The 15,487-nt window shown below is 64.4% G+C and carries 16 protein-coding genes; 13 read left to right on the plus strand and 3 right to left on the minus strand.

All coding sequences use genetic code 11. The features are described from left to right. Positions 1-10 precede the first annotated feature (10 nt). The 3 genes from Q8M85_RS10285 to Q8M85_RS10295 all read right to left on the minus strand — a co-directional run bounded on the left by Q8M85_RS10285 (position 11) and on the right by Q8M85_RS10295 (position 2,909). Positions 11-766: a FadR/GntR family transcriptional regulator gene (locus tag Q8M85_RS10285; protein WP_305543857.1), complete on the minus strand. Its 756-nt coding sequence runs from the start codon at positions 764-766 to the stop codon at positions 11-13. Further along, entirely contained in the window at positions 763-1,824 is a 1,062-nt protein-coding gene (locus Q8M85_RS10290; RefSeq protein ID WP_305543859.1) for a four-carbon acid sugar kinase family protein, read from the minus strand. The genes Q8M85_RS10285 and Q8M85_RS10290 overlap by 4 nt, the downstream gene beginning before the upstream one ends. A 134-nt stretch (positions 1,825-1,958) precedes the next feature. Continuing rightward, positions 1,959-2,909, minus strand: a complete 951-nt coding sequence (locus Q8M85_RS10295; protein ID WP_305543862.1) for a LysR family transcriptional regulator — start codon at positions 2,907-2,909, stop codon at positions 1,959-1,961. 133 nt (positions 2,910-3,042) lie between these two features. Between Q8M85_RS10295 and Q8M85_RS10300 the strand changes: the two genes are divergently transcribed. From Q8M85_RS10300 to Q8M85_RS10360, 13 genes are all read left to right on the plus strand, one after another. Then, the gene (locus Q8M85_RS10300; RefSeq protein ID WP_305543865.1) at positions 3,043-3,864 is read left to right on the plus strand and encodes a dioxygenase; all 822 of its coding nucleotides are present in this window, start codon (positions 3,043-3,045) and stop codon (positions 3,862-3,864) included. 5 nt (positions 3,865-3,869) lie between these two features. Beyond that, complete coding sequence (locus Q8M85_RS10305; RefSeq protein WP_305543867.1) at positions 3,870-4,826, plus strand: VOC family protein; 957 nt, start codon at positions 3,870-3,872, stop codon at positions 4,824-4,826. After that, the gene (locus tag Q8M85_RS10310) at positions 4,826-5,485 is read left to right on the plus strand and encodes an alpha/beta hydrolase (protein ID WP_305543868.1); all 660 of its coding nucleotides are present in this window, start codon (positions 4,826-4,828) and stop codon (positions 5,483-5,485) included. The genes Q8M85_RS10305 and Q8M85_RS10310 overlap by 1 nt, the downstream gene beginning before the upstream one ends. Beyond that, positions 5,482-6,543 (plus strand): maleylacetate reductase, encoded by a 1,062-nt coding sequence (locus tag Q8M85_RS10315; RefSeq protein WP_305543869.1) that lies wholly within the window; start codon positions 5,482-5,484, stop codon positions 6,541-6,543. The genes Q8M85_RS10310 and Q8M85_RS10315 overlap by 4 nt, the downstream gene beginning before the upstream one ends. Positions 6,544-6,581: 38 nt before the next feature. Next, a complete protein-coding gene (locus Q8M85_RS10320) occupies positions 6,582-7,856 on the plus strand; it encodes an ABC transporter substrate-binding protein (protein ID WP_305543870.1) in 1,275 nt (424 codons plus the stop codon). A gap of 49 nt (positions 7,857-7,905) precedes the next feature. After that, positions 7,906-8,628 carry an ABC transporter ATP-binding protein gene (locus tag Q8M85_RS10325; protein WP_305543873.1) on the plus strand — a complete coding sequence of 241 codons (723 nt, stop codon included), beginning with the start codon at positions 7,906-7,908 and terminating at the stop codon, positions 8,626-8,628. Next, positions 8,628-9,335 carry an ABC transporter ATP-binding protein gene (locus Q8M85_RS10330; RefSeq protein ID WP_305543876.1) on the plus strand — a complete coding sequence of 236 codons (708 nt, stop codon included), beginning with the start codon at positions 8,628-8,630 and terminating at the stop codon, positions 9,333-9,335. The genes Q8M85_RS10325 and Q8M85_RS10330 overlap by 1 nt, the downstream gene beginning before the upstream one ends. A 166-nt stretch (positions 9,336-9,501) precedes the next feature. Further along, positions 9,502-10,365 carry a branched-chain amino acid ABC transporter permease gene (locus Q8M85_RS10335; RefSeq protein ID WP_305543879.1) on the plus strand — a complete coding sequence of 288 codons (864 nt, stop codon included), beginning with the start codon at positions 9,502-9,504 and terminating at the stop codon, positions 10,363-10,365. Then, a complete protein-coding gene (locus Q8M85_RS10340) occupies positions 10,365-11,414 on the plus strand; it encodes a branched-chain amino acid ABC transporter permease (protein WP_305543881.1) in 1,050 nt (349 codons plus the stop codon). Before Q8M85_RS10335 ends, Q8M85_RS10340 begins: the two co-directional genes overlap by 1 nt. A 12-nt stretch (positions 11,415-11,426) precedes the next feature. Continuing rightward, positions 11,427-11,963 carry a nuclear transport factor 2 family protein gene (locus tag Q8M85_RS10345; RefSeq protein WP_305543884.1) on the plus strand — a complete coding sequence of 179 codons (537 nt, stop codon included), beginning with the start codon at positions 11,427-11,429 and terminating at the stop codon, positions 11,961-11,963. Positions 11,964-12,015: 52 nt separating this feature from the next. Beyond that, entirely contained in the window at positions 12,016-13,770 is a 1,755-nt protein-coding gene (locus Q8M85_RS10350) for an FAD-dependent monooxygenase (RefSeq protein ID WP_305543887.1), read from the plus strand. A gap of 1 nt (position 13,771) precedes the next feature. Continuing rightward, complete coding sequence (locus tag Q8M85_RS10355) at positions 13,772-14,644, plus strand: intradiol ring-cleavage dioxygenase (protein ID WP_305543890.1); 873 nt, start codon at positions 13,772-13,774, stop codon at positions 14,642-14,644. Next, a complete protein-coding gene (locus Q8M85_RS10360; protein ID WP_305543892.1) occupies positions 14,641-15,471 on the plus strand; it encodes a 3-keto-5-aminohexanoate cleavage protein in 831 nt (276 codons plus the stop codon). The genes Q8M85_RS10355 and Q8M85_RS10360 overlap by 4 nt, the downstream gene beginning before the upstream one ends. The last annotated feature ends 16 nt before the right edge of the window (positions 15,472-15,487 follow it).

A 15,487-nucleotide genomic window follows, 5' to 3' on the forward strand; every position in this document is an offset into this window, starting at 1 on the left:
GGCGCGCGCCTCACTTGCGCGAGGACAGGTCCAGCAGACGGCCTTCAAACAGCCGGTCGCGCGATCCGGTGATGTGGATGTGCATCGCTTCGCGTGCCTTTTCCGCCTCGCCCCTGGAAATGGCATCAAAGATGTTGGCGTGTTCGTCCAGAACATGGTCCAGCCCGCCCCGCACCGTCTGCAAGGACAGACCGTGGAACTTCATCCCCACGGCGATATGTTCGCGCAAGGCCCGCATTGAGGTTTCGAAGTACTGGTTGTTCGCCGCTGTGGTGATCGCCAGGTGAAAGTCGAAATCGGCATCCTCGCGGTGGCTGCGCCGCTCGGTCGCGTCGCGCATGATCTGCAGGCAGGTCTCAATCTCTGCCAGTTCCTTTTCACCGCGCCGCCCCGCAGCCAAGGCCGCTGCGGCAGGTTCGAGAGTCAGGCGAAACTCGTAACAGCGTTGTAGGTCGGCGATGGTTTCCAGTGGCTGAAACGCCAGTGGCTTCGGCGTCACAGGCGCGCTGACGAAGCTGCCCGCCCCCTGCCGCGAGGTGATCAGCCCCTCGTCCCGCAGCCGCGACAGCGCCGAGCGCACCACTGGGCGTGAGACCTGATGCTGTTCGGCCAGCACATTCTCTCCTGGAAGGCGTTCGTCGGCGGCGTATTCTCCGTTCAGGATCGCACGCCGTATGCGGTCATGCACGATATCGGCCAACAACAAGGATTTCGGCCGCTCTACCACGGTGTCGTGCCGTCCAGAGTTCCTGCCAGCTAGGTTCATGCTGCCCTACTTTGGTCCATTGCAACGCGCACAAGGTCGGCAAGACAGTCCAGTTCGCCAAATCCCCCCGATTTGGTAACAATATGCGGGCCATCGGGAAAATCCAGTGGTACACTGACCGGAAGGCCGGGCTGGATCTCGCCCAGCACCTGCAAAACTCCTACACCCATGACGTCGAGACAGGCCGCCGCTGTTTCGCCTCCGGTCAGAAGCAGTGTTCCGCGTCTGGCCAACGGACAAGATGCCATGCTCTTGGCAAGCCGCGCCGAGACGGTCGCACCGTCCAGCCTGGCCCCACCGTCGACAATCTGCAGAATGACGAGAGCTGAAAAGACCTGGGGTTTCTCAAGTTCCCCGTCAGCCGCGGCGATCCACTGCGCATCAGGGAATTCGGCCCGCAGTCGCTCCACCTGCCGAAGGGTCACCGGATCACGTGAGCCGATGACAAGGGTCATCGGCAGTGACAGCATTGCTAGGGCTGCGGAAGCCTTTGCGGGCAAGCCGGACCGTCGGGAAAGTGCCGAGGCAAGTCCACGCGCACCCACTGTCAGCGCACCGTCCGCGCTTGCAATGATCCGATCTAGATCGACGTCCGTCAGCGCGTCGGGAAAATCCATCTTGATCTGCGCATCCGGTGGAAGGGCGACAGGGATCGGCGCTTCAACCCCATGACCAGAGACGTGCCCCTGCGCGACAAAGCGTCCAAGCTCTGGAATGGCGGGACAGACAATCATGCGCTTCAGACCGCGTGCGGTCGCAAGTTCAAGCGCTTCGGCGCGGACATGTCCCTTCATGCGGCTGTCAATCTTCTTGAAGAGCACCGGCACATCCGACAGGGCCGCAGCCGCATGCCGCGCGCGGGACGTTGCAGCAGCTTCATCTGTTTCGCGGCTGTTCAACGAAACAGCCACCACATCCGCCCCAGCCCGCAATGCGTGGTCAAGCGACCCAAGCCCGGTCGCGACGACAGTGCGCAATCCGGCCTGTGCAAACGGAACGGCAGAGTCCAGCGCGCCAGTCAGATCGTCGGATACCAATGCGATGTGCGGAGCCGACATGCCATGCCTTTCCTTGCCCCCCCCGTGATAAGCCGACAGCATGTAAAGTTGCAAACAATTTGTAAAACAGGCCGACCCGCCTTGTCGCAAAATCACGCAAACTGGTTCTCGGTCTCGACAATCAGCTTTTCAAGCTATCGCCTCCACACCACAGCATTCTCGTGTCGCAGGATGAGCTGCTGCATCGTTTCGAAGGAGTGCACCACGAAATCCGCAAACGCCGCAGCCGCCGGGTTTGCTGGCGGTCCCACAAGGCGCAAAATGCCCAGGTGTCGCTGCGGTTGCGGGATGTCCACGGGCAGAACCGCGATGCGGTTTTGCTTCCGCTCGGCGAACCAGACCGAGAAAGGCAGGATGGCAAGGGCATCAGTCTCGGACAGGTAGTTGATGACAGACAGCAGCGACCCCCCCGAATAGCGGATGTCCAGGTCTACCGAGCCAAGCGAGGAGCGGATCGCAAACAGGTCTGCCAGAAGCGGCGAGCCAGGCAGCGGCGCCACCCAGGGAAAGCGTCCAAGTTCTCCGGTCGTCAGGCGCTTGGCCCGTTGCAGCGGGTGGCCGCTGCGGCAGCAGACGACGTTGCGCGCTGCAAGTATCGCGGTGAAAGCCAGGCCTTCCGGCTCACCCGAGGTGCCGAGGGGAACGATCCCAAGGTCAAGCTGATCCGCCCGAAGTCCATTACCCACCTCGCTGAGATTGCCGTAGCTCTGCTGGAAATCGACATCGGGGTGCTGGTTCTGGTAGGCGGCAATTATCCGGCTGATCATGGCGTCCATGAAGAAAGGCACACCGCCGACACGGACAAGGCCGCGGGTGCCGCGCAGCAGGCTTTGTACCGCTTCGGTCGCGCGACGGCTTTCCAGAAGAATCCTTCTTCCATGCGCGGCAAGCTGCATTCCAAGTGAGGTGGCCTGCAACGGTCTGCGGTCGCGGATAAAGAGCGGCTTACCCACCCGCGCCTCAAGCTGCGCAAGGGATCGCGACAGGGCGGGTTGCGACAGGCCAAGCGCCGCCGCGCCCTTGCTGACGCTACCGGCATCAACGACCGCAGAAAGCTGGATCAGGTGAGCCTCGCTCAATTTCATAACAGAATGGTATACTGATCTTCCAAGAAGTCATCAGCCTCGTTGCCGTCTCGACCTAGTGTCGTGGGAGCAACGGGGGGATGACATGGACGGGCGTGGTTCTGGCTCCAAAGGAAAGAGGAGCGGCGCACAAGTGCGGTTGCGTCTTCCAACCTCGGCGCCTGGACGCCTGGGTGAAGCTGTTCGCCTGATCCTGGACCATGCCTATGATGTGGTCTCGCGACTGCAACCGTCGCCCGACGAGTTGGACGCGCTGGTGCAGTTCCTGACCGATGTGGGCTATGCAACCGACTCCAGGCGGCAGGAATGGGTCCTGCTCGCTGATGTGTTCGGTTTGACGGATGCAGTGATGTCACGCGTCGCAACCGGGAACGGTCGATCCACCCCGGCGACCTTGCCCGGTCCCTTTTACCGCCCTGATGCGCCCGCCCTGCCACTTGGCGCGAACCTGTGCCGAGGTGGCGAGGGCCTGCCCTTGGCCGTGACCGGCAGTGTGACAGGCCCGAAAGGAGAACCGCTGGCGGGGGCCGCGGTCGAGGTGTGGCACGCCAACGCCGAGGGCCGCTACGAGAATCAGGACCCTGACAACCAGCCCGAGCACAACCTGCGCGGCCGCTTTATTGCCGATGCGCTGGGACGCTTCCATTTCCGCAGCATCCGACCCGCGGGCTATTCCCTGCCCGACGACGGCCCGGTCGGCCAGCTGGCCCGTCGCATCGGTCTGTCGCTGGACCGGCCCGCCCACATCCAGTTTGCAGTCACCGCTCCGGGCTACCGGCGGCTGGTGACCTCGATCTTCGACGGCAGCGATCCGGCCATCGACCGGGATGCCCTGTTTGCCGTCAAGCCCGGCCTGATCGGCGACTTCCGACCCGAGAAGACCGGAGTTTCCCTTTCGGTCGCCCTGGTGCTGGACCGGGACGATCCCCCACAACGCAGTTCAGAGGAAGGATGACTCTTATGGCCCTTGTCTCCGGGTACCACCACCTGACGATGAGCACGCACGGCGTGCAGGAAGACTATGACTTCTATACCAAGGCGCTGGGCCTTTATTCGGTCAAGCGCACGGTGTTGTTTGACGGAGTGCTGCCGGTCTATCACCTTTACTATGGGTCGAAGCACGGCGATGCCTCGACGATCATCACGACCTTTCCGTTCAAAAAGCCTGGCATCTTTGGTCGGCGCGGCACCAACCAGACCCGCACGATCATGCAGGCGATCCCGGTGGGCGCGGCGGATTACTGGGTCGATCGGCTGAACAAGCACGGCATCCTGGCGGCCAAGGGCGAACGTTTCGGCCTGACCCGCGTCATGTTCGCCCATCCCTGCGGTATCCCTCACGAGTTGGTCGAAAACCCCGACGACCCCCGCAAGCCCATCGTGAACGAAGCACAGGGCACCACCGCCCAGGTCGCGATCAAGGGCATCTACGGCGGCGCGGTCGCCGTGATGGACGCGGCCCCGATGGAGGAATTCCTCGACATCGGCATGCAGTTCCGGCGTGAAGGCACCGACGCCAACGGCAGCATGTGGATCGTGCCGCAGAACGACGGGTTACGGTCCGTGATCGAGATCATCACTGACCGCGACAGCCCGCAGGGCACCTGGACACTGGCGGGGGGCACCGTCCACCACCTCGCCTTCAACACCGGCAACGAAGACAACCAGATCGCCCTGAAAGCCCGCCTGGAAGGCATGGGCTACACCGACGTCAGCGAACAGAAGGACCGGATGTACTTCAAGTCGATGTACATGCGCTCGCCCGGTGGCGCGATGTTCGAGCTGGCCTGGACCGTGCCCGAGGGCTGGGCAAAGGACGAACCCGCCGACGCCATTGGTCGCAGTCTCGTGTTCCCGCCGTGGTTCGCCGACCGTCAGGCCGAGATGGAAGCTGGCCTGGAACCGGCGGAGTTCTGATGCCGGGAGTGGCGGACATCCTGACTCTGGGCGTTCCGGCTGACCGGGCGAAAGTGCTTTGCGTCTTCGTCCACGGCAGGAACCAGTCGCCCGGGGACATGGAGGCGGCAGTGATCCGTCGCTTGTCCGCCGCTGACGTGGCCTTTGTCCTGCCGCAGGCGGGGGACAGGACCTGGTACAATGCGCGGGCGGTCGATCCCCTAAGCGACACGACGCGGGACGAGCTTGCCGCCTCGCTGGCGGGTTTGACTGCGGTGGTTTCGAACTTGCGGACGAAGGCGCCAGGTCTGCCTCTGGTGCTGGGCGGTTTCAGTCAGGGCGCCTGTCTGTCCCTGGAGCACGCCTTCTCGGGGAGCGCCAGCCCCGAGGTCGTCGTAGCCTTCACCGGCTGTCGGGTGGGGGTGGCAAGCGATGTGCGCGCTAAGGCCCTTCCCTCCGGCCTGCCGGTCTATCTTTCAGCCGGAAGTGCCGACCCCTGGATACCGGTCGCAGCCTTTGCCGAGGCAGCGGCCGACCTTGGCCACGCCGAAGCGCGCCTGCGCTGTGATGTCTTCCCCGACCGCCCGCATGAGGTCTCGGACGCCGAGATCGCGATGCTGGACTCGGTCCTTTCCGATCTGGCCGCCGGGCACTCCCCGCTGATGGAGGCCCCCCGATGACCCGCGCGTTCACCTTCCCCGGCCTCACCACCAGGGTCGTCTTTGGCCACGGAACACTGACCCAGGTCCCCGATGAGGTCGCTCGCCTCGGACGTTCTCGCGCGATGGTCCTCTCCACCCCGCATCAGCAGGCCGAAGCCCAAGCCCTTGCAGAGCGACTTGGTGCCAAGGCTGCAGGCATTTTTGCCGGGGCCACCATGCACACTCCGGTTGATGTCACCGACCGGGCCATCGCCGCCTACCGCGCCGCAAACGCGGATTGCGTCGTCTCCCTTGGTGGCGGCTCCACTACCGGCCTTGGCAAGGCTATCGCCGTCCGCACCGGGGCCGATCAGGTCGTGATCCCCACCACCTATGCCGGGTCCGAGATGACCGATATCCTCGGCGAAACCGCAGCCGGAGAGAAGACCACCCGCCGCGACCCCGCGATCCGGCCCGAGGTCGTGATCTACGACGTCGACCTGACGCTGACGCTGCCCTTGGCCCTGACTGTGACCTCGGCGCTGAACGCAATTGCCCACGCGATGGAGGGCTTCTATGCCCCCGACCGCAATCCGGTGACCGAATCTCTTAGCCGAGACGCGATGCCCGCTTTCCGCGATGCCCTTCCCGCGCTGGCCCAAAACCCGCAGGACAAGGAGGCCCGTGCCAAGGCGCTTTTCGCTGCCTGGGGCTGCTCGCTGACGCTTGGTCAGGTGACGATGGCGCTGCACCACAAGCTCGCCCATGTTCTTGGGGGCAGTTTTGGACTGCCTCATGCCGAAACCCACGCCGTTCTTCTGCCCCACACCACCGCCTACAACGAACCTGCCGTGGGCAGCCTCCTGCTGCCCATTTCCAACACCTTCGGCCACGGCAGCGCCGGAAAGGGCCTGTGGCACTTCGCCAAATCGGTGGACGCCCCGATGCGCCTCGCCGACCTTGGCCTGACCGCCCAGGACCTCGACCGCGCCGCCGACATCGCCACAAAGAACCCCTACGCCAACCCACACCCCGTCACCCGCGACGGAATCCGTCACCTGCTGCAACAGGCCTTCGACGGGCACTGCCCCGACTGACGGGCCGGCCTGAACCACAACAAAAGGGAGGAACCACCATGATCACCAGACGCAAGCTTCTGAAATCGGGCGCCGCCACCAGCCTTGCCCTTGCGACCCCCGGCCTCTTCGCCCCAGCCATCGCGCAAGGCGCCAAGATCCGCATCGGCTATGTCAGCCCGCAGTCGGGGCCCTTGGCAGGCTTCGCCGAAAGCGACGCCTACAACATCGAGGCCTTCCTCGCCACGGAAGCGGGGCAGAACTTCGAGGTCATCGTCAAGGACAGCCAGTCCGACCCGAACCGCGCTGCCTCGGTCGCCAAAGAACTGATCGTTGACGACGAAATCAACCTGATGATCGTCGCCTCGACCCCCGAAACCACCAATCCGGTGGCGACGACCTGTGAAGCCGAAGGGATGCCCGTCATCTCCACCAAAGCGCCCTGGCAGCCCTGGTTCATCGGCCAGCAAGGCAACCCCGGCGACCCGGCCTCGTGGACGCCCTTCAACTATGCGTTCCACTACTTCTGGGGTCTGGAGGATGTGATTGCCGTCTTCCTGAACATGTGGAACCAGGTCGAGACCAACAAGCAGGTCGGCGGCCTCTTTCCCAATGACGGTGACGGCAACGCCTGGGGCGACCCGAACGTGGGCGTCGGCCCCGGCTTTGCAGCACAGGGCTACACCCTGACCGATCCGGGCCGCTACCAGAACCTCAACGACGATTTCACTGCCCAGATCAACGCTTTCAAGGCCGCCAACGCCGAGATCGTCACCGGAGTCGTGATCCCGCCCGACTTCACCACCTTCCGCAACCAGGCCCTCCAGCAGGGCTTCAACCCGAAGATCATCACCGTCGCCAAGGCCATCCTCTTCCCGCAATCGGTCGAGGCTTTGGGCGAGGCCGGGCATAACCTGTCGTCCGAGGTCTGGTGGTCGAACACCCACCCGTTCAAATCCTCGCTCACCGGCCAGTCGGCAGCCGAACTTGCGGCCGATTATACCACGAAGTCGGGCCGCCCCTGGACCCAGCCAATCGGCTTTGTCCATTCGTTGTTCGAGGTCGCCTCGAACGTGATGGGCCGCGTTTCGGACGTGACCGATGCCGACGCCGTTGCAGCCGCCATCGCCGCGACCGACCTTGACACGATGGTCGGCAAGGTCGCCTGGAACGGGGAAGGCGTGCCGGACTTCGCAAAGACCAACGTCACCAAGACCCCCCTCGTCGGTGGCCAGTGGCGGCGGAAAGAGGACGGCACCTTCGACCTCGTCATCGTCGACAACCAGACCGCCCCGGCGATCCCGACCGGCGGCACGATGGAGGCGCTGGCCTGATCAAGATGCGGCCCCCACTCCAGGGGGCCGCACACAAGGCCGGTAAATCATGACAAACGTCCTGACCCTGACAAATGTCTCGAAAAGCTTCGGCGCCCTCAAGGTGACCGACGAGGTTTCGTTTGCCGTGCCAAAGGGTCAGGCCCTCGGTATCATCGGACCGAACGGCGCCGGGAAATCCACCCTTTTCAACCTGATCACCGGGAACTTCCTGCCCGACACCGGGTCGATAACCCTGCTTGGACGCGACGTGACCCGCTCCCCTGCGATGGACCGCGTCCGCATGGGCGTCGGCCGCAGCTTCCAGATTCCGCAGCCGTTCGAGGGCCTGACGGTCTTCGAAAACCTTCTTACCGCCGCCGCCTATGGCCAGGGCAAGCGCGAGGTCGAGGTGCAGGACACCTGTGTCTCGATCCTGGGGGACACCGAGCTTCTGTCCAAGGCCAACACGCTGGCAGGCTCGCTTTCGCTTCTTGATCGCAAGCGGCTCGAGCTGGCGCGGGCGATGGCCACCGGGCCGAAGCTGCTGCTCCTTGACGAAATCGCGGGCGGACTGACCGAGGGCGAATGTCTGGCGCTGGTCGCCACGATCAAGGCACTGCACGCCCAGGGCATCACGATCATCTGGATCGAGCATGTCCTGCACGCGCTGACCTCGGTCGTGGAGCGCCTCCTCGTCCTCGACTTCGGCCGTATCATCGGCGTCGGCGACCCCGATGCGATCATGGCCTCGAAGGAAGTGCGCGAGATCTACCTCGGGATGGAAGTCTGATGGCGCTTCTAGAAACCCACGGCCTCATCGCGCAGTACGGACAGTTCAAGGCCCTCTTCGGCATCGACCTGCATGTCGACCCGGGCGAATGTGTGGCGATCATCGGCGCGAACGGGGCGGGCAAGACCACCCTGATGCGCTCGATCACCGGGGTCATCAGGAACGTCCCCGACCAGATCCACCACAACGGCCAACCGATTGGTGCGCTGTCCCCCGACCAGATCCTGCGGCGCGGGATCGCGATGGTCCCTGAAGGCCGCAAGCTCTTTCCCTCACTCACGGTCGAGGAGAACCTTCTGATCGGCGGTCAGGTCCGCCGCGGCTCGGGCCGCTGGTCGCTGGAGGAAATCTATTCGCTCTTTCCCATCCTGAAGGACCGTCGCCGCTCCCCTGGCACCGCTCTGTCCGGGGGCCAGCAGCAGATGGTCGCCATCGGCCGCGCCCTCATGTCGAACCCCGAGCTTCTCCTCTGCGACGAGATCAGCCTCGGCCTTGCGCCTGTGGTCATCCGCGACATCTACGCCGCGCTCCCCGCGATCCGCGCGACCGGCGCAGCCGTCATCATTGTCGAACAGGACATTACCCGGGCCCTTGCTGTCGCCGACCGGGTCTATTGCCTGATGGAAGGCCGCGTAACACTGACCGCTCGCGCGAAGGAAGTTAGCCGCGAAGCGATCCACGCCGCCTATTTCGGGGAACCCGCATGACCCTGCCGCTGCCCCTTCATCTGTCCGCGACCATCCTCAAGCAGGTGGGCGGACGACGCACCCCAAACGGCCGAGCCCGTTGCGCGCCCGTCGCGCGCAGAGACGAGACACAAGAGTTGCGCGGCAGCGCTCCTTTCACGAACCGCCCCAATCCGCGAGGCGCGCAATGATCTGGATTGACGTTCTCGTCCAGGGCATCCTCCTCGGCGGGCTTTATGCGCTCTTCGCCGCCGGGCTTAGCCTTGTCTTCGGGATCATGCGGCTGGTGAACCTTGCGCACGGCGACCTTATCGTCTTTGCGGCCTTCGCAATCCTGCTGATCACCGGGACCCTTGGCCTGAACCCCTTCCTCGCGGCCTTGCTTGCGGCCCCCCTGATGTTCGCCGCTGGCTGGACACTCCAGCGCTTCGTCCTGAACCGGGTCCTCGGGAAAGACATCCTGCCGCCCCTGCTGGTCACCTTTGGCCTTTCTGTCGCCTTGCAGAACGGAATGCTGGAAATTTTCAGCGCCGACAGCCAGAGACTGTCGGTTGGACGGCTGGAAAGCGCCTCGATCGATCTTGGGGTCGTCACCGTCGGCACCCTGCCGCTTCTGACGTTCGCCAGCGCCGTCGGGGTGATCTTCGTCCTGAACCGGATCTTCTACACCACCGCCTTGGGCCGCGCCTTCCGGGCTGTCTCGGACGATCCCACGACCGCCAGCCTGATGGGCCTGAACCCGAAATCCATCTTCGCTATCGCCACCGGCCTGGCGATGGTCATCGTCACTCTCGCCGCGCTTTATCTTGGCATGCGATCGAACTTCGATCCCTCCATCGGCCCGGCCCGCCTGCTTTACGCGTTTCAGGCCGTGATCATCGGTGGGCTGGGCAGCCTCTGGGGCACTCTGGCGGGCGGAGCGATCATCGGTGTCGCCCAGACCTTCGGCGCGCAGATCAACCCGGAATGGCAGATCCTGGCGGGGCACATCGCCTTCCTGGTCGTCCTTTTGATCCGCCCGCGCGGCCTTTTCCCTCGGGCGGTGGACTGATGACCCACAGCGTCACCACCCGCACCCGCGCCAGCTCTATCGCCGGGATTGCCGCACTCGCGCTGATCGGCGTCGGCCTTATCCTCCCTGCCTTCGCCTCGCGCAGTCTGATCCAGGACCTGTTCTTCATCCTGACGATGCTGACCCTGGCCCAGCTCTGGAACCTGATCGCAGGCTTCGGCGGCATGGTCAGCGTCGGGCAACAGGCCTTCGTCGGCATCGGCGCCTACGCGATGTTCGCGGGCGTCATCCTGTGGGGCTGGGACCCTGTCCCCGCCATCCTGCTCGGAGGCCTCGCCGCCTTCCTCCTAGCCATCCCGATGGCCTTCTTCGCCTTTCGCCTGGCAGGGGCTTACTTCGCCATCGGCACCTGGGTCATAGCAGAGATCACGCGGCTTCTTGTCGCCCAGTGGAAGACCCTTGGGGGCGGCACCGGCACCTCGCTCCCCCGCGAGGCAACCGCCGACATCATCGGCGTCGCAACCATCGCAGATGTCTTCGGCTTAAGGGATGCGGCCGCCCGGGACGTCCTCGCCTACTGGCTCGCCCTCGCGCTTGCGGTCGGCACTATGGCCGCGATCTATGCGCTCCTGCGCTCGCGCACCGGCCTCGCCCTTGCCGCCGTGCGCGACAACGACAATGCTGCGCAGTCGGTCGGCGTTGACGCCCGCCGCGTGAAGTGGACCGTCTTTCTGTCAGCCGCCACCATGACCGGCTTTGTTGGCGCCCTCATCTACGTCCAGACCGCCCGCATCAGTCCTGACGCCGCCTTCAGCGTGACAAACTGGACGGCCTACGTGATCTTCATTGCCGTCATCGGCGGCATCGGGCGTTTGGAAGGCCCGATCCTCGGTGTCCTCGTCTTCTGGGGCCTGCAGACCGTCTTCGCCGACTATGGCAGCTGGTATCTCCTGGCCCTCGGCCTTCTGGCCATCGCCACCATGCTCTTCGCCCCGCGCGGTCTTTGGGGCCTGATCCACGACCGTACGGGCATCGCCCTGTTCCCAGTGCAACGACGTCTCGTGACCACCGAACCCAATAAAACCTGAAGGGAGGACCACATGACCGACAAAACCGATCTCACCCGCCGCGACACCTTTGCCGCCGCCGCATTGGCCGTGGGCGGCATCGCGACCGCCGCCAGCGCACAAACCGCCACCGACGATGAGCGCAAGGCCGTCGCCGAAAGCTACCTGAAGTCGCTGGACGCCGGCGGAGTGTCCCCCACCACCGGGCTTGGCCTTTTCGATCACTTCTCCGACGACGCCGAGGTCTTCTTCCCGAAATGGGGCATCGCCAAGGGCAAGGAGGAGGTCATCAAGATGTTCTCCGACGTGGGCGGCACGTTGAAGTCGATCAAGCATCACTACGAAGGCTTCACCTGGTACATGAACGGCACCGACAGCTTTGCGGTGGAAGGGACGTCGGAGGGTGAACACCGTGACGGCCCATGGCTGGCAGACAATCCGAAATGGGGTGCCGGGCGCTGGTGCGACTGCTTCACCGTCAAGGACGGCAAGATCACCCGCCTCTTCATCTACCTCGACCCCGATTATGCCGGGAAGGACACCGCGCGCTACGGTTGGATCACGGCCTGACAATACAGGGCCGGGGCTCGGACAGCCGGCCCGACCACAAGGGAGGACACCCATGACTGCCGACATCACCACCGACGTGCTCATCATCGGCACCGGGCCTGCCGGGTCCGCAACCGCCGCGCTTCTGGCCTCGTACGGCGTCGAGACGCTGGTCGTGAACCGCTACCGCTGGCTTGCCAACACCCCCCGCGCCCATATCACCAACCAGCGCACGATGGAGGTCCTCCGCGACCTTGGCCCCGAGGTCGAGGCCGAGGCGATGCTCCACGCTGCCCCGCAGGAACTGATGGGCAACAACGTCTTCTGCGTATCGCTCGCCGGTGAGGAACTGGGCCGGATGCAATCCTGGGGCACCAGTCCCGAGTCGAAAGCCCGCCACCTCCGCGCCTCCCCTTGCGAGATGAACGACCTGCCCCAGACCTTCATGGAGCCGATCCTCTTCAAGACCGCCTGCTCGCGCGGTGCGCAGCCCCGCATGTCTACCGAATACCTGACCCATGTACAGGACGCCGACGGCGTTACCACTACCTGCCGGGACCGGCTGACGGGCAAGAACCTCACGATCCGCTCAAAATACCTTGTGGGGGCTGACGGCGGGAACTCACTTGTAGCCGAACACGCAGGGCTGCCGTTCGAAGGCAAGATGGGCGTGGGCGGGTCGATGAACATCCTGTTCCGTGCCGACCTGTCGCGCCACGTCGCGCACCGGCCAAGCGTCCTTTACTGGGTCATGCAGCCCGGAGCAGACGTCGGCGGCATCGGAATGGGCCTCGTCCGCATGGTCCGCCCCTGGAACGAATGGCTGATCGTCTGGGGCTACGACATCACCCAGCCCGCCCCCGTGGTGGACGAGGCGCTGGCGACACAGGTCGCGCGGCAACTGGTCGGCGTGCCGGACCTCAAGATCGACCTGATCAGCGCGAATACCTGGACGGTGAACAACTGCTTTGCCACCCACATGCAGAAGGACCGCGTCTTCATCATGGGCGACGCCGCGCACCGGCACCCGCCCTCGAACGGCCTTGGGTCCAACACCTCGATCCAGGACGCCTTCAACCTGGCCTGGAAACTTGCCGCCGTGGTGAAGGGTCAGGCCACGCCCAGGCTTCTTGACAGCTACTCCACCGAACGCGCGCCCATCGCGCGCCAGATCGTCACCCGCGCCAACCAGTCCATCGCCGAGTTCGGCCCGATCTTCGAGGCGCTGGGCATGGACGGCGGCGTGGATCACGACCGGATCGAAGCCAGCATGGCGGCCCGCTGCGACGCCACGCCCGCAGGCGAAGCCCAGCGCGAGGCGCTGCGGAAGGCCATCGACTTCAAGGTTTACGAATTCGACTGCCACGGGGTCGAGATGAACCAGCGCTACACTTCGGGCGCCGTGGTCAGCGACGGCACCCGCGCGCCCGTGGGTGACAACATGGAGCTCTACTATCACCCCACCACCACCCCCGGCGCGCGCCTGCCCCACGCCTGGGTCTATGACCGCCAAGGAGGCAAGCACTCGACGCTGGACCTTTGCGGCAAGGGCAAGTTCACCCTGATCACCGGCATCGGCGGCGAGGCTTGGGTCCAGGCCGCTGAAGCCGCCGCCAAGTCACTGAAGCTCCCGATCCGTTCGGTCACCATTGGTCCGCGTGCCGACTACGAAGACCACGTCGGCGACTGGCACAAGGTCCGCGACATCAAGGACGGCGGCTGCCTCCTGATCCGCCCCGACCAGCACGTCGCCTGGCGCAGCCAGACCGCCTCTGCCACAGCCGAGGCCGACCTCACCCGCACCCTCCGCGCAATCCTGGGGCACTGACATGACCGAACAAGGGTTCTTTACCGAAGCCACCTCCGCCGAGGTCGTCATCTCCCGCAACGCCAAGGCGTCGAACGCCCGGCTTGCCGAAGTCATGGCAATCCTCACCCGCCACCTCCACGCCGCCGTGAAGGAAATCGAGCCGACCGAAGCAGAATGGTTCCAGGCGATCCAGTTCCTTACCGCGACGGGCCAAATGTGCACCGACTGGCGGCAGGAGTTCATCCTGCTGTCCGATGTTCTGGGCGTGTCGATGCTGGTCGACGCGATCAACAACCGCAAGCCGTCGGGCGCGTCGGAATCCACCGTCCTCGGCCCGTTCCACGTCGCCGACGCGCCAGAACTGCCAATGGGCGCCGACATCTGCCTTGACCAGAAGGGCGAGCCGATGCTCGTGCGCGGCACGATCCGATCCACCGACGGCACACCCTTGGCAAATGCCAAGATCGACGTCTGGCAGGCCAATGACGAAGGCTTCTACGACGTCCAGCAAAAGGGCATCCAGCCCGATTTCAACCTGCGCGGCGTGTTTCGCACCGGGGCGGACGGCAGCTACTGGTTCAAGGGCGTGAAGCCGAAATATTACCCGATCCCCGATGATGGTCCGGTGGGCCAGCTCTTGAAGACCCTGGGGCGGCATCCCTACCGCCCCGCACACCTGCACTATATCATCGAGGCCCCGGATCACGCCCGCCTCGTCACGCATATCTTCGACCCCGACGATCCCTACATCACCTCCGACGCTGTCTTCGGCGTAAAGGAAAGCCTGCTCGCGAAATTCGACCGCATCACCGACCCCGCCCAGATCGCCAAGGCAGGGTTCGACAAACCCTTCTTCCTCGTGGACCACGACTTCATCCTGGCCCCCTCATGAAACCCTGCATCATCTGCGTCGCCATCACCGGCTCGCTGCCAAGGAAGGCCGACAACCCGGCCGTGCCGATCTCGGTTCCTGAACAGGTCGAATCCACCCATGAGGCTTTTGAAGCCGGCGCGACCATCGTGCATGCCCATGTGCGCAACGACGACGAAACGCCCTCATCCGACCCCGAGAAGTTCGCCCGCCTGAAAGAGGGGATCGAGAAGCACTGCCCGGGCATGATCATCCAGTTCTCGACCGGTGGGCGCTCCGGCGCGGGAAAGGCCCGTGGGGCAATGCTTGGCTTGCGGCCAGACATGGCCTCGCTCTCTGTCGGCTCGAACAACTTTCCTACCCGGGTCTATGAAAACCCGCCCGACCTTGTGGACTGGCTGGCCTCGGAAATGCTGGCTTTCGACATCAAGCCCGAGATTGAGTGCTTCGACCTGTCCCACATCCACCAGGCTGCGGCGATGCAGTCGGACGGCAGGCTTAAGGCCCCGGCCTATGTGCAGTTCGTCATGGGCGTGAAGAACGCGATGCCCGCGGACCGCGACGTGTTCGACTACTACATCCGAACCGTCAAACGCCTGCTTCCGGGATCGGAATGGTGTGCAGCCGGGATTGGCCCACACCAGATCACGCTGAACGAATGGTCCGTCGCAGCCGGAGGCCATGCCCGCACAGGTCTTGAGGACAATGTTCGGCTAGACCGGACGGCACTCGCCCCGTCAAATGCGGCCCTTGTGCATCGGGTGGTCGAGATTTGCCAACGCCATGACCGCCCGGTAGCTACACCAGCGCAGGCCCGCAGTCTGCTCAAGCTGGCGCAGTCAATCTAGCCACGCGCGACGACCC

The organism is Tabrizicola sp., from assembly GCF_030694085.1.
Lineage (GTDB): Bacteria > Pseudomonadota > Alphaproteobacteria > Rhodobacterales > Rhodobacteraceae > Tabrizicola.